Origin of the sequence: Dyadobacter sp. 676 (assembly GCF_040448675.1) — a bacterium.
Lineage (GTDB): Bacteria > Bacteroidota > Bacteroidia > Cytophagales > Spirosomataceae > Dyadobacter.
Genome location: NZ_CP159289.1, coordinates 2,147,692 through 2,170,407 on the forward strand (window position 1 = coordinate 2,147,692; position 22,716 = coordinate 2,170,407).

24 protein-coding genes are annotated in these 22,716 nt (G+C 45.8%); 17 read left to right on the plus strand and 7 right to left on the minus strand.

Going from position 1 to position 22,716, the window contains the following annotated elements:
* The first annotated feature begins 18 nt into the window (after positions 1–18).
* On the plus strand, positions 19–1,527 hold the full coding sequence (locus tag ABV298_RS09590) for an IS66 family transposase (RefSeq protein ID WP_353719830.1): 1,509 nt from the start codon (positions 19–21) through the stop codon (positions 1,525–1,527).
* 23 nt (positions 1,528–1,550) lie between these two features.
* Positions 1,551–3,341 (plus strand): helicase-related protein, encoded by a 1,791-nt coding sequence (locus ABV298_RS09595; protein WP_353721909.1) that lies wholly within the window; start codon positions 1,551–1,553, stop codon positions 3,339–3,341.
* Between the two features lie 763 nt (positions 3,342–4,104).
* Here the strand turns inward: ABV298_RS09595 and ABV298_RS09600 are convergent.
* The 7 genes from ABV298_RS09600 to ABV298_RS09630 form a co-directional block, all read right to left on the minus strand.
* Positions 4,105–4,998, minus strand: a complete 894-nt coding sequence (locus ABV298_RS09600; protein WP_353723163.1) for an IS3 family transposase — start codon at positions 4,996–4,998, stop codon at positions 4,105–4,107.
* Positions 4,926–5,192, minus strand: a complete 267-nt coding sequence (locus tag ABV298_RS09605; protein ID WP_353718688.1) for a transposase — start codon at positions 5,190–5,192, stop codon at positions 4,926–4,928. The genes ABV298_RS09600 and ABV298_RS09605 overlap by 73 nt, the downstream gene beginning before the upstream one ends.
* A 666-nt stretch (positions 5,193–5,858) precedes the next feature.
* The gene (locus ABV298_RS09610) at positions 5,859–6,542 is read right to left on the minus strand and encodes a hypothetical protein (RefSeq protein WP_353721910.1); all 684 of its coding nucleotides are present in this window, start codon (positions 6,540–6,542) and stop codon (positions 5,859–5,861) included.
* Positions 6,543–6,565: 23 nt separating this feature from the next.
* Positions 6,566–7,201 carry a T9SS type A sorting domain-containing protein gene (locus tag ABV298_RS09615; protein ID WP_353721911.1) on the minus strand — a complete coding sequence of 212 codons (636 nt, stop codon included), beginning with the start codon at positions 7,199–7,201 and terminating at the stop codon, positions 6,566–6,568.
* Between the two features lie 10 nt (positions 7,202–7,211).
* Positions 7,212–8,957: a S8 family serine peptidase gene (locus tag ABV298_RS09620; RefSeq protein ID WP_353721912.1), complete on the minus strand. Its 1,746-nt coding sequence runs from the start codon at positions 8,955–8,957 to the stop codon at positions 7,212–7,214.
* Between the two features lie 337 nt (positions 8,958–9,294).
* Entirely contained in the window at positions 9,295–11,145 is a 1,851-nt protein-coding gene (locus tag ABV298_RS09625) for a sialate O-acetylesterase (RefSeq protein ID WP_353721913.1), read from the minus strand.
* 4 nt (positions 11,146–11,149) lie between these two features.
* Positions 11,150–12,496, minus strand: coding sequence for a hypothetical protein (locus ABV298_RS09630; protein ID WP_353721914.1), 1,347 nt, complete (start codon positions 12,494–12,496; stop codon positions 11,150–11,152).
* Positions 12,497–12,676: 180 nt separating this feature from the next.
* On the opposite strand from ABV298_RS09630, the gene ABV298_RS09635 reads away from it, so the two are divergent.
* The 15 genes from ABV298_RS09635 to ABV298_RS09705 all read left to right on the plus strand — a co-directional run bounded on the left by ABV298_RS09635 (position 12,677) and on the right by ABV298_RS09705 (position 22,706).
* The gene (locus ABV298_RS09635) at positions 12,677–12,931 is read left to right on the plus strand and encodes a hypothetical protein (protein WP_353721915.1); all 255 of its coding nucleotides are present in this window, start codon (positions 12,677–12,679) and stop codon (positions 12,929–12,931) included.
* Between the two features lie 197 nt (positions 12,932–13,128).
* Positions 13,129–13,644: a hypothetical protein gene (locus tag ABV298_RS09640; RefSeq protein ID WP_353721916.1), complete on the plus strand. Its 516-nt coding sequence runs from the start codon at positions 13,129–13,131 to the stop codon at positions 13,642–13,644.
* A gap of 285 nt (positions 13,645–13,929) precedes the next feature.
* Complete coding sequence (locus tag ABV298_RS09645; RefSeq protein ID WP_353721917.1) at positions 13,930–14,445, plus strand: hypothetical protein; 516 nt, start codon at positions 13,930–13,932, stop codon at positions 14,443–14,445.
* 295 nt (positions 14,446–14,740) lie between these two features.
* Positions 14,741–15,244: a helix-turn-helix domain-containing protein gene (locus ABV298_RS09650; RefSeq protein WP_353721918.1), complete on the plus strand. Its 504-nt coding sequence runs from the start codon at positions 14,741–14,743 to the stop codon at positions 15,242–15,244.
* Between the two features lie 115 nt (positions 15,245–15,359).
* Positions 15,360–15,806, plus strand: coding sequence for a hypothetical protein (locus tag ABV298_RS09655; RefSeq protein WP_353721919.1), 447 nt, complete (start codon positions 15,360–15,362; stop codon positions 15,804–15,806).
* A 13-nt stretch (positions 15,807–15,819) separates the two neighbouring features.
* Entirely contained in the window at positions 15,820–16,398 is a 579-nt protein-coding gene (locus ABV298_RS09660) for an AAA family ATPase (RefSeq protein WP_353721920.1), read from the plus strand.
* Positions 16,399–16,510: 112 nt separating this feature from the next.
* Positions 16,511–16,780, plus strand: coding sequence for a helix-turn-helix domain-containing protein (locus ABV298_RS09665; protein WP_353721921.1), 270 nt, complete (start codon positions 16,511–16,513; stop codon positions 16,778–16,780).
* Positions 16,781–16,990: 210 nt separating this feature from the next.
* Complete coding sequence (locus tag ABV298_RS09670; RefSeq protein WP_353721922.1) at positions 16,991–18,292, plus strand: DUF6371 domain-containing protein; 1,302 nt, start codon at positions 16,991–16,993, stop codon at positions 18,290–18,292.
* Between the two features lie 117 nt (positions 18,293–18,409).
* Positions 18,410–19,213, plus strand: coding sequence for a terminase small subunit (locus tag ABV298_RS09675; RefSeq protein ID WP_353721923.1), 804 nt, complete (start codon positions 18,410–18,412; stop codon positions 19,211–19,213).
* 22 nt (positions 19,214–19,235) lie between these two features.
* Positions 19,236–19,400 carry a hypothetical protein gene (locus ABV298_RS09680; protein WP_353721924.1) on the plus strand — a complete coding sequence of 55 codons (165 nt, stop codon included), beginning with the start codon at positions 19,236–19,238 and terminating at the stop codon, positions 19,398–19,400.
* A gap of 18 nt (positions 19,401–19,418) precedes the next feature.
* On the plus strand, positions 19,419–19,682 hold the full coding sequence (locus ABV298_RS09685; RefSeq protein ID WP_353721925.1) for a hypothetical protein: 264 nt from the start codon (positions 19,419–19,421) through the stop codon (positions 19,680–19,682).
* Between the two features lie 46 nt (positions 19,683–19,728).
* Complete coding sequence (locus ABV298_RS09690) at positions 19,729–20,412, plus strand: hypothetical protein (protein ID WP_353721926.1); 684 nt, start codon at positions 19,729–19,731, stop codon at positions 20,410–20,412.
* Between the two features lie 278 nt (positions 20,413–20,690).
* Positions 20,691–21,089 (plus strand): hypothetical protein, encoded by a 399-nt coding sequence (locus ABV298_RS09695; RefSeq protein WP_353721927.1) that lies wholly within the window; start codon positions 20,691–20,693, stop codon positions 21,087–21,089.
* Positions 21,086–22,147: a hypothetical protein gene (locus ABV298_RS09700; protein ID WP_353721928.1), complete on the plus strand. Its 1,062-nt coding sequence runs from the start codon at positions 21,086–21,088 to the stop codon at positions 22,145–22,147. The genes ABV298_RS09695 and ABV298_RS09700 overlap by 4 nt, the downstream gene beginning before the upstream one ends.
* Before the next feature lies 1 nt (position 22,148).
* The gene (locus tag ABV298_RS09705; RefSeq protein WP_353721929.1) at positions 22,149–22,706 is read left to right on the plus strand and encodes a hypothetical protein; all 558 of its coding nucleotides are present in this window, start codon (positions 22,149–22,151) and stop codon (positions 22,704–22,706) included.
* The last annotated feature ends 10 nt before the right edge of the window (positions 22,707–22,716 follow it).

Below are 22,716 nucleotides of genomic sequence, written 5' to 3' on the forward strand. Positions count from 1 at the left end.
TTTTCCGTACTTTTAAGTATGCAAAATGCCCCGCTGGAAACGCTGGATAAAGACCAATTGCTCGCTCTTTTAAAAGAACGGGATCAGCAGATATCGGGTTTAACCCAGCAGAACGCATACCTGGAATCTCAGGTAGAGATGTACAAACGGATGCAGTTCGGTCAAAAGCGTGAACGCTTTGAAGGAGATCCGGCCCAGATTGCGCTTCCCTTTGAAGCTCCTAGCGAACAGGCTGCTGCACAAGAAGAAATTCTGCATGAAAAAATCAGCTACATCCGTAAAAGGCCAAACCATAAGGGCCGTGCAGCACTGCCTTCTCATTTACCCGTCGAAGAGATCGAGATTTATCCTGCCGGTGATCTTTCTGAAATGGTATGTATCGGCAAGGAAGTTACTGAAGAGCTGGATTACGAACCCGCACGCTTTTTGATCAAAAGATATATACGCTATAAATATGCACCCAAAAATGGTGAAGGGGTCAGAATCGGTCAACTTCCCGAGCGGGTCATCGACAAAGGAATACCATCTGCGGGACTGCTGGCTAGCATTTTAACCGATAAATACCAAGACCACCTTCCACTTTACCGGCAGAAGCAGCGTTTTGCCAGGGAAAATATCCAGATCGCATCTTCAACACTTGAAGGATGGACCAAAGAAGCGCTGATCAAGCTGGAACCGCTTTATGAGCAACTGGTCTTTGATATGAAATCGAAGGGCTATTGGCAGGTGGATGAAAGTCCGATTAAAGTACTGGAAACTGACAAGAAAGGCGCTTGCCATCAGGGATACTATTGGGTCTACCACAGCCCTTTGGATGATGTCGTTCTCTTTGATTACCAACCGACAAGAGGCTCAGCAGGAGCGAAGACGATGTTGGAAAGCTTTAAGGGCTATCTACAGACGGACGGCTACGCAGTTTATGAAAAGCATGGGAAGCGGAAAGATGTTATCCATCTTGCTTGCTGGGCGCATGCGCGTCGGGAATTTGAACGGGCCCTGGACAACGACAAAACCAGGGCGCAAAAAGCACTATCGATGATCCAGCAACTGTACGCTGTGGAGCGGAAAGCCCGCCAACTGATGCTGGATGCTGTTGAAATCAAAGAGCTGCGGCTAACAGAATCCCTTCCAGTTATCAACGAGCTGGGCAAATGGATCTTCGAACAAATTAAAAGTACGCTCCCAAAAAGCCAGATCGGAAAGGCGATGCAGTACAGTTACGGCCGTTGGGATGCACTCAGTGCCTACTTATACGACGGAAATCTGTTGATCGATAATAATCAAATTGAAAATTCTATACGCCCGTTGGCCCTGGGCCGGAAAAACTATTTATTCGCTGGCTCACACGAAGCAGCACAGCGGGCTGCTATGATCTACTCCTTCTTTGCTATCTGCAAAAAACACAACGTCAATCCCTACAATTGGCTAAAAAACACTCTACTAAACATCTCCACAATCAATCATAAAAACATCACTGACCTGTATCCGCAACACTTTAACAAGGTTCACCAATTAACAAATACGTAGTTGATAGGCCGGATACAGAGCAGTTGCTTAAAAATCCAAGCGGTGTATTGCTGATTACTCCCGAGTCGTTGGAAGCAATGTTGGTAAACGCCCCCCACAATGCTAGGAAACTCTTTGGTGCAGTCGATTACATTGTGATTGACGAGATCCACTCGTTTTTAGGGGCCGATCGCGGAATACAGCTCAGATCGATTCTTGCTCGACTTAAACCGTTCAATACTTCCCAAGCATTGGTAGTAGGGCTTTCTGCCACCATAGGAGATTATGCGCAGGCAAAAAACATGACTGGGGATGAGGCAAATACGAAAGTTCTGTTGGACAAGTCTGCAAAAGAAATTGATGTCAGGCTCAGGTACTATGCGTCAGATGGAGCAGAACTGCCAGTCGACCTTCTGAAAAATCTTTATTCAGAAACTAAGGATCACAAGGTCTTGATCTTTCCAAATAGCCGAAGTCGCTGTGAGGAAGTTGCAGTGAAATTGAAGAAACTTTCTGACAGGGTTAAGGGACATCCGTACTATTTCTCTCATCATTCATCAATTCATAAAGAGCTTAGGGAGTATATCGAAACGTTTGCAAAGACGAATGTCAGATACCCGTTTGCCATTGCCTGTACATCGACATTGGAGCTTGGCATTGACATTGGATCAGTGGACATGGTTGTGCAGATTGACTCAGTTCAATCGATTTCTTCGCTTGTGCAAAGGCTCGGACGGAGTGGGCGTCGGGAGGGCGAGAAAAGCAGACTTCTCTTTTATGCGACAAAGCCATGGTCACTATTGCAGACGTTGGCATGCCTTGACCTATTTGAGGAAGGTTATATTGAATCTTTAAGGCAAGTATCCAAGCCCTATGATATTCTGCTTCATCAGACGCTTGCCTACGTTAAGCAGTTTTCAGAATGCAGTTTTAAAAAGCTGTGGGAAAACGTCCGGGATAATCATGCTTTCGCAGATATTAGTGAAAATGAGTTGAAACACATTGTCGATTGGCTGTTAAAAACAAACATGTTGGAGCAAATCAATGGGCAGCTGATCATCGGCGTGGATGGTGAATATATTGTAAATTCCAAGGACTTCTACACAGTTTTCAAAACCGAACCGGCCTACAAAATTCTCCACAAGGAAAAGGCTATCGGAGAGATGCCATTTAGTCAGCAGTTGGCGATCGATGAGAATATTTTACTGGCGGCCAGAATCTGGAAAATTATTGATATTGACCGCAAGGCGACCAAAATTAGCGTTGTTCCAGCAAGCGATGGTAGAAAGCCGGTGTTCTCAGGGGATGCCGGTGTCGTCCATTCGAAGATTCGAGAAAGAATGCTGGAAGTCCTATTTGAAAAATCTCAACCCGGGGGTATGGATGACGAGACCTCAGAGGCACTAAGGCAATTAAGAAAGGAGTTTTCAGGGTTTACCATAGAATGTCTGGACGATGACAGGCCGGTCCTGTATAAAGACAATGAGGTTAAGCTATACGCATTTCAAAGTACACTTGTAAACCGGACGTTGGCCTTCTTTTTTCGGAAACTGGATTTGGACTTCTCATACGATGATTCAGACACCAGCTTCACCTTTCGGGAGCTGTCCCAAGACTTAAAAAGTATATTCCAGTTGTCTGTTGGCCTTTTCGCTAATCTCCGGGTTCATATCGCAAATGACCTATCGGCAAACCCATCTTTAATCACATTCTCGAAGTGGGGAGAGTATTTGCCGATTAATTTTCAAGTAGAACTCTTGATTAGCAAGTACTATGATTTCGAAAACGCACTGGCGTTTCTGCAACGGGTAAACCTTGTACGAATACGACTATAAAGGTTGGCTATATGGTGCATGCGTGGTATCCTATCGTCTTCTATGCGGTTTAATTTAACAAGCAACAAAAAAGCTAACCGTTCCCCAAGACACGAAGATTGTAACAACTTGGCTTGAGTCAATGAAAAAATTGGTAACTTGTAACGTGATATTGGTCAAATATCTTCATAATCGATCATTTCATCTGGTAACCTATCCGGTAACCTGGGAATTGAAGTCAAAGATATTACTGTTTCTGAGACAGTTAGGCGATAGAAATGATTCCAGCGGGACAACAGATAGTACACCAAAGGGCGCTTTTTTCGTTCTAAGAACTCATTATTGCGAGTTCTTAGAAAGATAAGCATATCAGTCCGATCCAATTTAGGTCAAAACATCTGGTAACCTTTTCGGTAACCTGCCTTGCCTCATTATTCTTCGCCCTAAGAAGCAATGCAACATTGTTATCCCGATTGTCTCTTTCGACTATCCAACTTAAATTAAAACATAAATGGGCGTTGACTGTTCCCTACCGCAAATACATATTCGCATGAAAAATGGTATTAGTATTTCCGCGGTTACTATATTCGAAATTCTGTTACTGCTACTTTACTTAGCCCAATCAAAAAATCTTGCACTGGATAGCATGGGAGCTAATATGGGCAGACAAAATTGGGAAAGAGCACTGCATGGGCGTTGAAGGCGGCAGAGGCCGATCCTTCTGGGAAATATTGGCGCTATTTGAATGCAGCTGAAGCCTTACCCTAATGAGGACAGTGCACGTTTAGACTTTATCCATTTCTAGTTTCTTGACAAACGTTGCCGGTGCTAAGCCAGCCAGTGCTTGATGCGGATGAAATCGATTGTAATCTTCCATCCATTCGTCAGACAAAATACGAACCTGTTCAAGGGATTCAAATAAATAGGCATCTAAGACATCCTCGCGATAAGTGCGGTTCAATCTTTCCACATACCCATTTTGCATCGGTTTTCCTGGCTGAATATAGTGGATTGCGATGCCTTTATCTTCACACCATTGCCTGAATTTATCTGCTAGAAATTCAGGCCCATTGTCAACCCGAATTTGTTCGGGGTATGGTCTGACTAATGCTATTAGTTCCAAAACATCGATTACTTTCTGAGCAGGAAGTGAAAAATCTGCATGTGCTGCAAGTACTTCTCTGCTGCAATCATCCAGAATTGTCAGCACTCGGATCTTACGTTTATTCACCAGCGCATCAGAGACAAAGTCCATGCTCCAACTCTTGTTTGGCTCACTGGGTACCTGTAAGGGCTGCTTGATTCGAGCTGGTAAACGCCGTTTGTGACGACGGCGATGCTTCAAATTTAGCAGTCGGTAAACTCTTAGAACCCTTTTGCGGTTCCACACTAAACCCTCATTGCGAAGTTTCCCATAGTAGTCGTCAAAGCCTCTTGTCGGGTAGGCTTCCGCATATGCTCGTAATTTTTCAATCACTGGCTGATCATCTTTTCTGCTACGGTAGTACCACTTAGATCGATGTAACCCAACTACCCGGCAAGCCCTGCCAACGGATACTTTTTCTTCAACAGCCCACCCCACAAGTTCCTTTTGTCGACAAGGCTCTACAGCTTTTTTTCGATGATGTCCTTTGCAAGTTTGTAATCCAGGCTTAGTTCCGCATACATCTGCTTCAATCGTCGATTTTCATCCTGCAAAGCCTTCAGTTCTTTCAATTGCGCAGCTTCCATACCACTGTATCTTTTGCGCCAATTGAACAACGTTGCCTTGGAAATGCCGTATTCGCGGCAAACATCCATGGCTTCTCGGCCACCCTCATACTGTTTGAGGATCGCCACGATCTGGGTCTCTGAGTAGTTTTTCTTTTTCATGTGACAGTTAAAATTAGCTCATTTCGAGTCTAATCCTACACTGTCCTAAATTCGGGAAAGCCTACACAGCAACCTTCGCCAGTCGCAATCACACTGCCGATTTGGCCATCAAGTATGCAACATGGTAGTCGACTGTGAAATAGCGACCAATGCTGGTTTCGGAAGAAGTTTTAATTGGCTACGTAAAGATAGCCGGTGAATACAACTGATGGACAGGGTAGCTCAGCTAAAAGAAAAGGAGCGACAGAAGCGTATTCAGAAAAGTCTGCCTTTTCGAGACTACCAGCGCGAGCTGCTTGGTTAAACCGAAAATCATCTGGGTTCTCTGGTTAATATTTCATCTGTTGAGGAACTTTATAAAGCAATTCTATAAGACCATATGGGATGATGTGCACTTCTCATTGCAGATCATCCAATTTTAAGAATTTTCTAGAACATCGTCACAGAACGGCATACAGTATTCGTTAAATCCATATGCTCTCAGATTGAATTAACTTTACGTTTTAGATCCGGACAGGCAAATGGCTGAAGTTAATGAAGGAAGTAAAGGTTTATAGTTAGTGCGCCAGGCTTCGGACTGTCCCAAAAAGATTAGCCATCCGAGCAGTTTCTTGTCGGACAACTAATCTTTGAACCACTTCTGGTTTACATTTTATAAAGTGCGATTTAAAAGAGTCGATAAGTGATGTTCGCATTGACTCCTTGACGAAAAATGGAGGTCTTTACCAGGCTTGAATTCCCAAAATACTCTCCAGCGTCGCGTTTCATCGCTCTATAAATATTGCGGTCATAGCCAACTCCCAACGTCCATCTGGTAAATTTTATGCCAATTCCAAGGGAGGCTGTTGGAACAAGTCGTTGAAATCCGTACCCGTGCCAACGCGTTGTGTTCATATCTGAACGCACTGTGGTCGTGGCCATAAGGTAGTCAGCTCCAAGTTTAGCATCGACGAAAGGTTTTATTTTCGATGATGGGGCAGCGTAGACGCGTAATCCTGCTAAAAGGCCAACCCAATTCAATACTTCTCCTGTCTCTGTTCCAGAATAACTTCCGCAAGCACAAACAGGTCGCTCGTCTAGTCTGCTATTTTGATATGAAAGTTGGCCAGTAAACGAAACAACTGGGGATATTTCTCTCTCAGTCCAAACTCCTAATCGTAAAACACGATTTGACTTAGGTTTAGTTGGTCGTCCAGGAATAACCTCTTGATCGCTATATTTTACATTGTATCGATCTAATCCATAACCGGCAGAAATACCAAAATCCCATTTCTTGGCAGGATTTTGACCAAACCCCCACAGCGGCAATATCAGAAGAAAGGATACGAAATGAATTGTCAATCTTTTCATAGCGTTCGATATTTAGTTTGTGATTATTCTAATAAGATGCGTAGAGTTTCAACCTCCATCTTTGATCCCTCAGCCGGAATTCCCCGCAGATAGTAAGTACCTCTGGGTAAATCTGAAACTTTAAGCTTTATTTGATTTCCATTTTCAAACTGCTTCAAGACGAAAATCTCTGACAGATTGACTGTTTTTACGTTTTTTTGGCTTTTTTCGTCAATGAGTTGAATTTCATTATGAAGATAATTCAAACTTTCTGTGTTTTCAAATTGAATGGTCAATTCATCCGACGCTGGATTAGGGAAGGCCGTGAAACCAGCGCAACTCACCGCTTGGAATCCATGAAATTTTGTAATTGATCCGCACACATTAGAGGTTGTTAAACGAAATACCCCCTTTTCGCCTATCGCTTTAAAAGTAATGGACATATTCCCAAAGCCGGTCGACGACCATAGTAAACTTGCGGGCGTTGAAGAAATTTTCGTCCAGCTAGCGGATGTAGTACCGAAAAGTGTCGTCACAACATTTGTTGATGTCGGGTTTCCATTCCAGCAAATGGTGTTGGGGTAAGTATCCTCTGACTCGACTAGCCCATATTGATTTCCATTACTGGTATAATACGAAAAGCCCATTGACGGGCCGCCTACCCAAACTTTCTTTCTCAATATTGTCGGGTTACACGAAGCCCCCCGGGATCGTTATTGTGGCTCTGATTTCAACTGAACCAACATAGCTGGCAAGGCGAGTTGCGGTACCTGAGGAATTGATCGATAAAGCGCTGCTGTTACTTGTTGACCAGGAAAACGTAGAACCTGACGGGAGAGATGAAAAAGCCGATAGAGAGTATGAGGCACTTGTACAGATAAAGTCGGCACCAGTAATCGGGCCGCCGGCAGCTCGTTCAACTGCTTTTTGGATATTAAGTCGCCCAAATCCCATTTCGTTATTATGGGTAAGATCGGTAAACTTCGTACTGTTTCCAAGGCTGTAAGTATAGCCACCAACCTTGTCCGCAGTCTCCGCAATAATGCGTTTCACTTGTAAATTCGTCAAGTTAGAGTTTATCGATAAGATAAGCGCTGCCGTGCCTGCAACTATTGGAGCAGCGTACGACGTCGTATTGATCGAAGGGAGGTTTGTATAGCCACCAGTAACCGCAGTAGAGACTTGTGCTCCAGGCGACACAATATCTAGACTCCTTGTGGAATTCGTACCATAGTTGGAATCTGGATTTCTGGTATCGCTTGCAGTTGATGAACCAACCATAGTGACTGCCTGAATGTCGGCAGGTTGTACGTGTAGCGCAGAGCCAGCATTGCCGCTTGCAGCTGCAATAAAACATCCTTTACCACCGCGACCAGCTGTTGTAGCATTATTTAGTGCGTTGTTAATCGCTGTATAGTAAGCGGTTCCGTTTGCGATAGTCCATGACATAACTATCACATCCGCATTTCTGGCAACGGCCTCAAAGAAGGATGCGGCCATATCCTTGTCAGTTATTGTTCCATTCGAATTATAGGTAAAACCTCTGATGGGAATAATTTTAGAATTGCTAGCTATACCTGCAACACCGATGCCGTTGTTGCCTGTCGCAGCAGCGATACCCGCAACGATGGTTCCATGGGTTTCCCCCGCCGCGGATACTCCACCGTTGGTGCCCCCACCAGTCACGTCTGCACCAGGTAATAGATTCCCTGACAGATCCGCATGAGTAAGAAGTACTCCATCATCAATTACGGCGATCTTGATAGCAAAACATCCTGAAGTAACATCCCATGCTGCCGCGGCCTTAACAATCGGAAGTCCCCAGTTCGCGGAATATAGCGGGTCATTGGGCACACCGGCTGGTTTTACAAAACGCAAACAGTTTGGCTGTGAAAAATCGAATACCCCTGTCTCGTATAGTTTAGTGGCTACTTCGTTTGGGTCATCCATCACTGACTGCCCCGAGAGGTAGTATATATCTTTTTGATATGCATCAACCTCTTTGATTTCGAGCCCATTTTTTTTAAAGACATCTAGTGCATTTTGCTCTGTGAAGCCTTTTTTTAATTTTACAATCAACAAATCTGTGAATCCCGCAGCCTCTTCGCCAGACTCATTTACTAAAAGAGGGTGAGCTAGAACGACATTCTCGTGAGAACGAAGTGATGGTAGGGCCGACATTAATTCATCTTTGCTAGCAAAAGTTAAAAATGCATAGTCTTTCTGATAACCCTCTATAATTTCCTTGACTCCATGAGCTAACTCAGATGGTTGAGAAAAGTTGTTTTTTGTGGCATCTTTAAACTTTACCAGCACCTTGGTCGAGCTGTACCAAAGTGGAAACTGGTCTTTATCTCGATGTATTATTAAATCTTGGGTATATCCGGAAGATATAAAAAAGAACAGAGCAAGAGCTGCCAAGAGGGCTTTCTTCATAGTAAATATAGTTTAAGTTGAAGAGTGATTTTTTTTAAATTCCACAATTGCATTTATTTTCCAATGTCATGGAAGCTGTTATTGAACAGTTTCACCTTTTTGAAGACTAAGTATATGATTTCCACGCTAGCTGATGTCCATAGGACGCATATGTAAGTAAGCCAAGACCTTCATTTATAGTATCAATTCGTCGTATGCACGCCTACGTCATTCTCAGGACGATGCACATACTGGTTTACACATCTACGCATTGTTATCCCAACCCTCCCAAAACGACTCTTCAAGGTCGCAACGAGCATGGCTTTCGCAGTCTTTCACGAAAGCCATGCTTCAACCGTTATTGTTTATTTGGCGCGATTAACAACTTCTTAGTGTATGCAGTTTGCCCAATTGTCAAGCGACAAAACAGAATCGTGGTTGGCGAATGCGCTACTTTGATCGTGGGATAAACGTAATGGCCCTTGGCATGAGACGCGTTGGCAATCGTTTTGAGAATTCTACCTTGATTATCCACAATATCTATCTTTACAAGGCTTGCTTCCGGAACATCAAATTCTATCGTAAAATCCTTTTCGATAGGATTAGGGAACATTTTGAAGCCGATACCCATTTCTGTATCCTCAAGTGTATTTTCGTCAACAACACCTTCTCGGCAGGAAGTACAATAGCTTGATCCGATGGCAATGCGTGCGGAAGCAGTCCAGTTGTTGCCCACTCTTTTAAAGCAACGGAGAACTGTGTGACTTGCAGGAGTTAGCGTGATCGAATTTGTCGTGCCGGTCGATGTCGCCGAGTTAATATTCGTCCCCCATCTGTACTCGCTTCCCCCGGGAGATGCTGTGATAGTCCTGCTACTTCCGCTTTTAGTTACGGTGACACTTGGAACCGCCCCAGCGGCAATCCTGTTGAACGCAGTGGTGGTAGTTTTATCAATTTGCTCCCGCCATTCGTTGGCTAATACCTGGAGACCTTGGGCGGTATTGTCCCTGAAATGTACATTGTCACTACCTCTGAAACTTGACGTAGGAAGCGGGAAGGTTTGAGGAGGTTGAATGACTGCACTTTGTTGTACATCAGTGTTTCCTCCCAGAAAATTGCTGGTAGCAACATTATTCTGAGCGGTAAGAATATTTGCTGTAGTCGCCCCGGCAGTGTATGATACCTGTGAGATCATCCAGGAAAGACTTCCATTGAACGCAAGCCGAGATTTGCTTATTACGTCAGTCAAATAACTTTGATATGTGGCCACATCCTTGATCCCGCCAGGCGTTGGTCTGTCCGTGTCCGCCTCTCCCTGATGCCATAAAACAGCCCTAACCCCAAACATGGATGCATAATAGTTAAGTGCGTTCTTCAACGTCTGAAATGGCTGCCCTATAAAATAACTCGGATTTGGGCTGATACCGGTAAAATTAGCGCAGTATTGGGCTGGCGGACTGGTATAAAGGTCATTCGTCGCCAGACCATTCGCAGACTCATACCAATTTCTGATTCCGCTACCGCTGTAAGCAGCATTGAAAAAAGCAACGGGCATCCCCCCGTTTGCATCAGAATGACGCTTGCCAAACGCCGCCCAACACCAGCTATTATCGCCAGTGGGTGATATTCTATTGCCCTCCTGTAATTTCGAAAACGAAAAATACATGTTCGGAGGATAATTCATCAAGCATTGGTTATCTTCATTTACCGAAACAATCCATTCCGGAAACGAGGAGGTCACTGGCACGTCCCAAGTAGTTGCTCCTACCCCTTTTGCATTTGATTGCCCGGCAATCACAAATACATCTCCAACCCCAAAGCGACTGCTCCAAAATGAGGTTGGGTCCGGCGCCCCAGGCATTTGTCCCTCTATATCAATGTTATACCAGCCCTTACTAAGCACGACTTGCCGGTAAAAAAGTCCAGTAGCATCCAGCGCGACCACATCAGAACCTACAACGGCCCCAACAGCGCCGGTCGCAGATACAGATCGTATTGTATACGTCAAAGTACTCGGTAAGCTACCCCCAGTTAGCACCCACAATTGCCCGGCGATGGTAATAGTAGCCTGATTGCTCGCATTACGTTGCGTCACGGAGTTCCAAACAGGCCAGGTGAGATCTAGCTGTGCGCCGCCTTGCGCCGCAGCATTATTCCGGCTAAAAATAGTTAAGCAGCAAACCAATATGATGGTAACAAAGATTTTCATGGTTCTATCGGTTTAATGTTAGGTGGATCGTTTTGGCATATTCATCAACGTCAATGGCCGGAACGTGGGCACTATATTTTTCAGCAATCGCCCTCAATACCTCATTTGCTATGACTGCATGACCTAACGTTGAAGGGTAGATGCCGTCCCACGAAAAGAAGTTCCCATCTCTGCCACCATCTATAATAAGACCTGCTGTCGTCTTGTATTGCCCCAAATGAACCTTATGATATATGTCTTCCAAATCCACGAGAGCAAGGTCATATTCGAGAGCCCATTTTTTTATCTTAGAATTGTAAATATTGACTGCCGTTGTATATTGAATTAGTTCTGTCCGACTCAAAGCATCAATATCATCAAATGTCCCTGCGAATACTCCACCCTTCTCAAACTTGCGGTAAGCTGCATCCACGGCAGGACTGGGTAGTAACCAAAAAGGCTCTGCCGGATCAATCTTTTGGATTCCTCCTGACGGCAATGCAATTGAGAGATCAATTGCACTGGCATTATGCCTGATATAGTCAGGAGTGTACCAATTATAGGCCGCCAAATCCTGAAAATGGGGAATGGTGAAGATAACGCCCTTTGCTCCTCCTTTGGTCAACAGTTTAATACCTCTTAATCCAACGTCTGTACCCGTTTCTAGATCGCCGATAAGGTCCGATAACCCTATTTGTGCACGGCTTTTCAACACATGAAGGAAGCGTTCATGCATACCTTCCAACAGGAAAAAATTAAATTCGGACTTCTCCGTAATCAAATCAGCAAGTGTAGACTCGGCGTAACGATCTTGGGGTGTAAAACGCCACAAATACGGCATATAACTTGCCCATGATTTACCACTATTTAGACTTACCACTTTATCGATCATCCAGGGCGCCCAAGTGTTATTCAATATTCCATCTAAACTAAGTCCGGGAGCTGAGAAATTATGAACTCTGCCATTATACGCACTTAGCATTGGCGGGTATCCTGCATGTTCATTTCTCACCGGCGCGAGGTTATTAGTCACACGTCGGAACTTAGGAAACGGGCTTACATCGTCAGGATCTGGTATTAAAAAGCCTGTCCCGTTAGCTTCTGTTTCACTGAAGGCCGGTGTAACGAAGTCCGCCATCCCCAACTGCTTGGCAACCAAATTAGGATAGGCGCTTAATTGACCCTGGCGGCTTAGTCCTCCATTCTGCACCCCAGCGGTTAGCCCGCCTCCTACCGCAATTAAGTGGATTTTCGCTCCGGAAGGCACCATTCTTCCGTATTCAGGTGTTGTCACAGGCATCGAGAGCCATGCTTTAAAATCCAATTCAGACTGGTAATTGACTAGACCCACAACTGACGCCTGGTTGTCCATTAAATGCAGGCGAGTGACATCTAACTTCTCCGCCTTCCGCGAAGTAGGCCTGGCTATTATAAGAGAATCCGAGTGTCCATCATCAAATATCCCGGCACTGGCGGGAATCGTAGAGCATCCGATCCACACTACAAGGGACCAGAATACTTTGTAGCCTAATTTTCATAATACGAAAGTTAAGTGAGTAGTGATTTAACCAGCATTCGCAAAGCATACAGTTCCCTTCCAATCTCAAATGATTGTACAGGTCAGAAACATCAATTAAGAAGACGATGGGTGCTTTTACAGAATATAAAAAATGCGCAAGAAGAGAATATTGATCAAGAAGGTGTAAATGGAATTTTTTGGCAACTCCCGGATCAAACATCCAATGCCTATAAATTTAGTTTCTATTTTTATAATTCAAAAAAAAATTCTACTTTTTTTGAATTATAACCTCTGGGTTATTGTAAATATGGGTTATTGTAAACAGCGAACAGGCGTCTTAGAAATAAATATTTTAAAATACCGTGTTCAGTTGAACAACTAAATCGATGTGATTTATACGCAAAAATTGGTAAATTTGATTTGTTACAGTTCGGTCGAAGTCTTCATAACAGCGTTTTACTATGAGTCGATATAGTTTGCACCTTATGCTAGTTGTTATTGCATCAGTTTTACTCACTACCTGCTCGAACGAAAAAGTAAAGGTAGAACCACCAAAAGATGACGAGACTGATACGATATTTCCACAGCCAGTTCAAAAAGCCTTTACAGATATTACTGCGGTTCACGCACTCCCAAATTTCAACAATCTTCTAGGTGGCTCTGCTAATTATATAGTCGATTTACACATCGAAGACTGGCTCTCCGGGTCTGTGTCCGTTCCTGATTATGGACGAATGTTACCCAAGGCGGCTGCGTTACAAATGATAGCCATAGGAGGGGGAATGACAGCTGGTGCTCAAAATGGTGGCCTGTATCGCCAAGGCCAATTGGGAGCTTACCCCAATCTGGTTGCCAAGCAGCTGGGTATGGTGGATTTCATTACACCGGCCTTTGGCAAATCCGAAGCCAATGGGACAGGTTTTTTCCTGCTCACCGACAACGCCTTTCCCAGCTTTAACAAAGTCACCAACAATTTGACGACTATCATTCCTGGAAGCTGAGGGCTATCCACCTGTCTTTGGACCTTTCGAAGGCAAAGTCAATAACTTTTCCGCGCCTTGGTTAAGTGCGGATAACATGACAGACGCCACGTGGGCCCCCTGGATGGTAGGGCGCACTTCAAATACGATGGGTGTTTCGTGGGCATTCGCACTTCCGTATTTGTGGCGGTTTACTCCGCGAAGCAAATATGCTGACTCCGGACTTCTTAGTCTCATCAAGAACGAGCAGCAGTTTAATTTTTTTTACTCGAACATGCTAGTGAAACTTTCTACAACAGCATAAGATTGAAAAGTAAAAGGAACTTGACCATGCTTGACTTGGTTGGAGATATTGTTTCAAAGGTACCACGTGGATTGGCACTAATTGCTAGCTTGTCCGAGGGTGGAAAGAAGGGTGTTGTTTTTACAATGCCGCAGTTTGAACATCTCGGTTTTGCTAATTGGGGTCTAGCTATTCTTAACGACTCAGAATTGATCCAATATCGTGATGCGGTGAATATCTCCAATAAAGAGGTTCGGAGATGGGCACAGGAATATGACTTGGCGGTTGTAGATTTAGAAGCGCTTTATAAGGCGATTCATCGTAAAGAATATGTTTTACAAAATGGCTTGCTAATTGATAGCAGCATGAGAGGAAATTTTTTCTCTTCTGACGGTTTGTATCCAACCACACTTGGACAGGTCATCATTGCTAATGAGGTATTGAAATCGATAAATGAAAAATATGGAGCTGATGTTCCCCTTATCGATATTCCTTTATATGCTTCGAAAATTGGCCTAAACCTTAAAACAGGTCAATAGAGAATAGAAAGCCATGTAAGGATGCTCTTGGGCGCGTGAAGCCATAGACCGAATGCAAATTAAGAACACGATGTCAATTTTATTAAACACAAGCGCTTTTCTGACGACTATAAGTTAGTTCTTGGTGGACATCAGAATTTCACTAAAACGACTATATCAAGCTCTAATTCAAAAGAACAAACGCAAACCACTCATAATTAACTAGTTAGTTGGTATATCAATCTTAGATCCTCAAGAAAATGGTTCGACATTTGTCCCGTTGTGGGTACTGATTTTAACTATTAAAGAGCTGTAAATGAATAGTTTACAGCTCTTTTTTGCTTCAAACAGTTACGTATCAGTAACAAAAATTGCACAACTTTCGAGATTAGTACCTGAGCCCCGATACGGTTTACCTTTTGGTTTACCTTATGTTCTGGTAAACCTTTTTCCTTTCCGTACTTCGCCACCTTTGTTTCCAAGTCGGTCACGACTGGGATTTGCGCAAATCCATTTTGTCACTTTAAACAAGTTGAAGATGGGAAATCACATTGGACATCCGGCGGAGAATCTTCTATCTCTTCCATACTGGGCAAAAAAGGTTTTGACCTTTGACGAGGCAGCCGAATACACGGGTCTTTCAAAATCATACCTATATAAACTTACGGCAAAGGGCGAAGTCCCTCACTTTAAGCCTCGGGCGAAGATGATCTACTTCAATCGCGAAGAATTGGAAACCTGGCTACTACAAGGCAAGGTTAAAAGCGCCGAAGAAATTGAGGCTATCGCAGCCAGCAAAATACTTGCAAGAAAAAAATAACCCCCGATAACAAATTATGTCTGAGCCACATAACGTATCGGAGGCAAAGCACAAAGATACATCACGCACTATTTACTCACAAACGAATTGGCTGGCAGATTTCAACCGCCGATGGATGGCCGAGCAAGCCGCCAAGTACCCAAACGTTCCATCCTACGCGCTTTCTGGAAAGAAGCACAAGGACAATACCGCCAATGCCTTGCAAAAGGCGATCATAGCTTGCCTTCAATTTGAGGGCCACCAAGCCGAACGTATATCCATTGAGGGCCGCGTTATCGACACACGCCAACGTGTTACTGATGGCATCGGACGCACCCGGACCATCGGTAGTGTTACACGGATCAAATCGAGCGCACAGAAGGGAAGCGCAGATGTGTCTGCTACGGTTTTCGGTCGCTCTGTAAAAATTGAGGTAAAGATCGGCGCCGATCGACAGAGCCAGGCGCAGAAGGATTACCAGCGAAGCATCGAATCGGCCGGCGGGGTTTACCTGATTGCCGACAGTTTCCAAACATTCTACGAGTGGTATCTGCAATTCCGGAAGGAGGTGGGCAATGAATAACGGAAATTCAATATTGGAAGCCATTCTTTCCGAACAAAAAGAACTGACCCAGCCAGCGCTTTCTGGAATGCTTCGTGTTCGATCCGCCAACCAGGTATTGAAAGAGTCGTCTGAAACGCCGGATCCCAAACAATACTATCCGCACATGATTGTCGAGGGTGAGATTACAATCTTGTTTGCCGACACGGGAATTGGGAAGTCGGTTATAGCGGTCCAGATTGGAGATTACATAGCTCGACAAGGAGTCCCTCTGCTGTATGTTGATTTGGAGCTATCTGACAAGCAATTTGAGAAGAGGTATCGAGACGATGGCGGAAGGTTGTACAGATTCCCTGACTGCTTTTATCGGGCCGACTTCACGCCAAGTTTTGAATACCCAAAAGGTGTTTCGTACGAAGATTACTTCATAAAGTCCCTGCGAGAGGCGATCACGGCATGTGGGGCGAAAGTGGTGATCATTGATAACATGACGAAGCTATCCGCGGCGGATACCGACACGGCTAAGGCCACAATCCCGATAATGAATGAGGTTACGAAATTGAAACACGAAGGGCTCACTTTCTTGGCAATTGAGCATAACAAAAAAAGTTGACCCAACTAAGCCGATCAGTTCAAATGACCTTCAGGGCTCAAAATTCAAGTCCAATTTTGCGGACGCCGTTTTTACGATCGGCAGGAGTCATTCCGATAAAAATCTCAGGTACGTGAAGCAGCTTAAAGTAAGGACTGCTGAAATGGTCTACGACACCGAAAATGTTAGAACATTTGATCTGAGAAAGGATGGCGGATTTCTACAGTTCGTCCCAATTGGCTACGGTAGCGAATACCAGTTCTTGAAACTTGATTCTGAGTCAATAAAAAAGGAGCGAAGGCAGCAGGCTATGGAAATGAAGGCTTCTGGAAAATCAAACGTAGATATCGCAAAAGAGCTGGGCGTTTCGGAAGGAGCTGTACGAAAGTGGCTAAAATCGTAAAAATCGTACTAATCGTAAAAATCGTACTTCTCGAACGATTCGGAGCCAATAATGCATAAAAAATGTACGAAAGTTCGATTTAAGAGACCTAAACTGCATAACAAGCTATCTTCCAGGAAAATATAAATTAGTTGTCTTAACAACTATCATATTTCGTACTCGTACCACTCGTACTAATGTACGATTCGCACACTCAAAATATCGACGATCATGCAAGCCACAACATTTCAATATCAGCTGAAACGATACAAAACCCCGTCGGATCGGGTCACCTGCCCAGCATGCGGAGCAAAGAAATCCTTCGCGCCCTACATTGATATCGAAACAGGTCAGGACTTGCCCGCGCAGTATGGCCGCTGTAACCGCGCCGATCAATGCGGCTACCATTTGAATCCATATAAAGACGGCTATGGCACGGCAGGTCAAAAATCAGACGGGTTTGTTCCTGCGCCGATATCTAAGCCGAAGCCAACTACTCCGCCGGTTAATTTACCGAAGGAACTGCTGGTCGAGACATTGAAGAAAAGTCCGGGAAATCGGTTCACACAGCACTTGTTGAGACTGTTCCCGCAAGACGTTGTGAATCGACTGCGAAGCGAATACATGATTGGCGATCACGACGTATGGCCAGGATCGACAATGTTCTGGTTCGTGAACAAAGATCTTAATATTCGCGCCGGCCAGGTCAAGCAATTCGATGAAACCGGGCATACCGCAAAGAATTCCGACGGCACAAGCCGCACGGTGTGGATTCACAAGCTCGTTCCAAAGGAGACCGAATGGCTCTCAGCGTACGAAACCCAGGATATGAGGGTAGACTGTCTTTTCGGCGAGCATTTGCTAAACCGTTACCCGGACCGCAAGATTGCCCTGTTTGAGTCACCGAAGACTGCAATCATCGCCACGCCGTTCTTTCCGGAAATGCTTTGTCTGGCCGTCGGCGCTCTTGATTATCTCACACCAGAGCGCGTCCAGGCATTGAGAGGTAAAACGGTGATCCTATATCCGGACTTGTCCAAAGAAGGCAAAGCATTCGCAAAGTGGTCAGAAAAGGCTGAGAGGTTGCGGCCCCTGGGCGACTTTAAGGTCAGCTCATTCCTGGAACAGATCGCCACCGACGAAGAGCGCGCGAAAGGCCTTGACATGGCCGATTATCTGGAAAGGATGGATTACAAACCACGCCCAACAGAGGATCAGCCAGTAGTCGATGATGTCGCGTTTTGCGGCGCTACTGCACAAACGTTGCCTACCCTGGTCGGTAAAGCGCCGGCGCCGGAAGCAAAACCCGAACCATTCGATATCGCAGAATACCGCGAGTGGTTTTCGACGAAGGAAATGCCAAAGTCGAAGATCATCCTGAACGATGCTGTGACCATTTACAACCTGGAAGCGTTCGTGAAAGGCCGACTGAACCACATCTCGGCATTTACAGGCCAGAAAGATCAGGGTAACCGGCCACAGTTCATTCGGCAACTTAAATACATCCGCAAATACTTTCAAACTCTGCAATAGCATGAAACCACCCCAAAACCCCCCTTCCGGACCTCGAGGATACCGAAGACGAGATTTTCCAGTTTTTCGCCAACAATTACGACGAGTACATCAATGACCAATCAAACACACACGATTATGCAAGAGAAGAACCCGACCAAACTAAGCGCCAAACAACTAAGGTTCGTTGATGAATACCTGGTCGATTTCAACGCCACGGCGGCCGCAAAACGGGCCGGATACTCAGAGAAGACCGCAGCCGTGATCGGGCACGAAAACCTTAGAAAACCTTACATTTCAAAGCACATCTCCGAAAAGGTCTCCGCATTGGCAATGAGCTCGGAGGAAGCGCTTATCAGGATTTCTGAGTTTGCACGGTCCAGCCTAAATGAATACTTCACCATTCGGCAGCTCCCTTACACTCCGAAAGTTGAGAAACGACTCGCGGAACTGATCGACGACCTCCGAAAAGAAATCGAGTTCGAAGATAAGTATGCGGCCGCTGCCGGGCTTAGTGACAAGGAACTCGAAACCCATCGTTCAGCTCAGCAGGACCGAAAACGCCAGATTGTCCGCTATGAAATCGAATTTGAGCAGAATCCGAATGCGACGAGAATTGTAGATGGACCTACCCAACTCATTGACGTACCCGAACTGGATATGGCCAAGCTTGTCGCTGACAAGGAAAAGGGTAAAATAAAATCGATCACCCCGACCCAATTCGGAACCAAGGTTGAGCTGTACGCGGCAGACGCAGCCCTGATCAACATTGCCAAGATTCTCGGCCTCTTTGAGAAGGATAACGCCTACAAACACGAGCACACTGGCAAGGATGGTGCTCCGCTACAAGCCCCGGTCACCTTCATAAGTGCCGACTCATTGACCCCGGAGCAACTTCAAGAATACATAAAAGCCGCCATAGGCGACACCAGCGAACTTTAATAACCAATAAACAACCAATTCAATGGAAAACAACCGAGAAAAAGAACTCGACCCCACAGAGAAAAAGAGGCTCAAAGAAGAGCGAGACCGGCTTATCGACCGAATCATTGATCCGATTGTAACCGATCATCGTCACAGCGAGGCGACCCGCCTTGAAAACACACCCGGAGTAACATTTCACCAATAAACCAAAAGCAATCAAGCAATGGCAGATCAACAAGAACAATTCTCCTACGAGGAGTACAAAACCTACAAACGTGTAGCCAAAATACTGACAGAAGAAGGCGGAGAAACCGAAAGCCAGGGCTCCTCCGAATACATTAAAAATAAGTCCGAAAGCGACGATCCGGGCGAGGCCTACCGCGAGCGGCAAAGAAAGCTCCACGAAGAGCGAGAACAAAAACGGTCCAGCATCACCGACGAGCAATTGAAGGAAGCTGATCGCATCCTTGACAGAATTATATGGTAAGCACACCAGCCATTTAACTGATCTTCAAACACAATTCATTATCAAAATGGACAAAAGCAAAGTGCTCATTTACGAGAATAAGGATTTAGCCAAAACTATCAATAACGAGTTGGACAATTATGTCGACGCCTTAAATGAGGTGGTTGAAAAATACCCAGCCCTTGAACTTGGCGGAATAACGGAAGAAGTAACGGAGTTGATCCTGTCCCCGCTAGGAGGGAAAACAATCGAAACGCAATATTGGAATACTCTGAAAGCGCAGCTTGATAAATCGGGCGTGACCAATAAAATTCTCCGTGATACGGTGTTAAGCGGGTCCAAAGAGCCGATCGAGGAGTTTAAGGCAGCGCATCGGAAGGCACAGACGCTTCCCCTCACGTACCGCGACACGCTCAAATATATCGTTTTTGACGGATCGAATTTCGGGCTAATCAAAGGCTACAAGGAGGAAGTTCTCGAACGGTACGCTAGAGAATATCTGACCGACAAAGGGGAGATCATGTTTTTTCAAGCTGCAAAGAACCTGGAGAAAGCGCTATCTGCGTTCCGCGAGGAGTTGAAGAAAGTTGAGGCCAACTATCGCATTTCCCGCACCCTTGGTTGTCTCGACTCAATCTTAAAGCCAACGCCAAACGGTGATTGGGTCGCAGACCCGGAGAGGGCTATTTACTTCCGTAGATATGCGGTGCGAAATCAGTCCGCGGCCCCGTCGATGAAGCATACTTTGTAAGCAACAGTAATCAGGTGGCCCGGCAACTACTGGGCTGCCACAATCTCGTTCTCATGACACACTATCAAAGCCTCTTTATTGCTCAGCTTCACAGCTACGGAGGGGTTTGCCTCGGTTTGTGGGCATCCGCCGGCCACTATTCGGGCCTACTTGACAAGGAACAGTTTGAGCTGGCCGTCGAGCGGATTCGTAACACAAGCCCGTTCAACCTCGGGAGCAATTTGACCGCCGAAATACTGGCAGAGGGCCCACAATGTTTAAATTAATCACACACTGACATGAAGCCGTTCAAAATCGGGGAAGACTCCCCTACTATCTCATTCACGGTTCAAAAGAGCCGCTTCTCCCGCCTTTTCAGCGAGAAGCCAGATCGAACGTTTCTCTTTTCCCAGCCGTATCTCGGCGGCCTGGGCCGCATTGGAACTATTCGCGACTTTTGGAATATCGAAAATGAAGACGATTCTCTTTTCCATCGCTGGAACAGGGCCCGCATCGTCGCTATTGCGGTTTTGCAGAACATTTTCGCGGTCCGCTTCCTGACATGGCCGTTTGCTTTATACCTACTTATCAAGCTTGACGCCGAGAGGCTCAGAAAATTGGTAAAGGTCGTTCATTCTATCTCTGGCTACGCTGATTATGCCGACTCGGTCACCCTTCTCCGTATCCCAAAACAATGACCAGGGAGCAACAATGGGCGCAGCAGCTCCGCAGATCGGAGGGCTACGCAAGGATCGTTGATGGTCTGTTTCAGGCGGCTATTAAAGAGGCCATTCGACTCGTTTTGTCCGGGAAATACGATCCTGATAAACCGTTTCAGTTTAAAGACTTCCCCGGACTCACCCAGCGCGTGCGGAATCTTTTTGCCAAGCTGGCGAAGGACTTGCAAACAACCATTTCTACAGGCATCGAGCGTGAATGGCAACACGCAAACGCTGCCAATGACGAGTTGGTTGACCAAGTGCTGAAAACTTTCACGGTACCGCGACAGATCATGCAAACATACCGAAATCGCAACCTTCAAGCGCTGGCGGCGTTCCAGCAGCGCAAAGTCGCCGGAATGAACCTGTCAAAGAGGGTCTGGAACCTAACAAAACAGTTTCAGGGGGAGCTCGAAATGGCCATTGATTTGGGGCTCGGTGAAGGACTGAACGCCCAGCAGCTCAGCCAAAGCGTACGGGCGTATCTGAATGAACCGGACAAGCTGTTTCGGCGGGTTCGCGACAAGCGCGGACAGCTGCAACTGAGTAAAGCCGCAAGGAACTACCACCCGGGCAAGGGCGTCTACCGCTCTTCTTACAAAAACGCCATGCGGCTCACCAGAACGGAGATCAACATGGCATACCGGGATTCAGACTACCAGCGATGGCAGTCTCTGGATTTCGTTGTCGGCTTTGAGGTAAAGCGCTCGAATAACAAGGTCGAGTGCGATCTGTGCGACTCATTCATCGGGAAGTATCCTAAAACGTACAAGTTTATCGGGAACCACCCTCACTGTCGGTGCGTATGCGTGCCGATTCTGGCCAGCAGAGCAGAGATTGAAGCGTTCCTGGACTCATCCAACACGGACGAACCGCAACCGCTTAAAAGCAAGTATGAGGTCGATAGGATGCCGAAGGGCTGGACTGACTGGATCAAGGGCAATACCAAGCGCGTCAACCTGATGAGTAACCCTCCCTACTTCATCAAAGACAATTTCAAGGGAGGTAGGATAGCGAACGGCTTAAAATTCATGTGAGATGATCAAACCACGATTCAAACAGGCTGACATAACGAAGCACATCGCATCAAGGTTGGCGGTAATGGAGAAGGAGATTTTAACCAGGTTGCATGTTCTCGGACTTCAATGCGTCCAAATGGCCCGCGGATACGGGAACAACGACCCATCCGCTTTTCCCATAAAATACGGCAGCTCCCCAAATCCGAAACCATTGCGTCAGCGATTGATATCTGCACGGGACCGGGAAAAGAACCCCGCCGTGAAGCCGCCCAAGTTCGGGGACTTCCTTGATCAAACCTCGAATCTTCGGCAGTCGATCAGCTATTTCATCATCAAGGATGGCAAAGTGATCGACGGGGATCTGGGGGATAAAGGCGTAACAGTTGCCCACAATATCGCCCAGCAGCGGGCTCGAAATGTCCAAAAAGGTTACGGGCTCGTGGTGGTCGCCGGGCAAGATTACGCCGAATACGTTGAGGCCAACGGCTATGACGTGATCAGTTCAGCCGAGCAGTTCGCCAAAAAGCAAATGCCGCAGCTGCTTGCAGCAATGAAGAAGAGAATCAAATCAATTTAATAACCTCTAA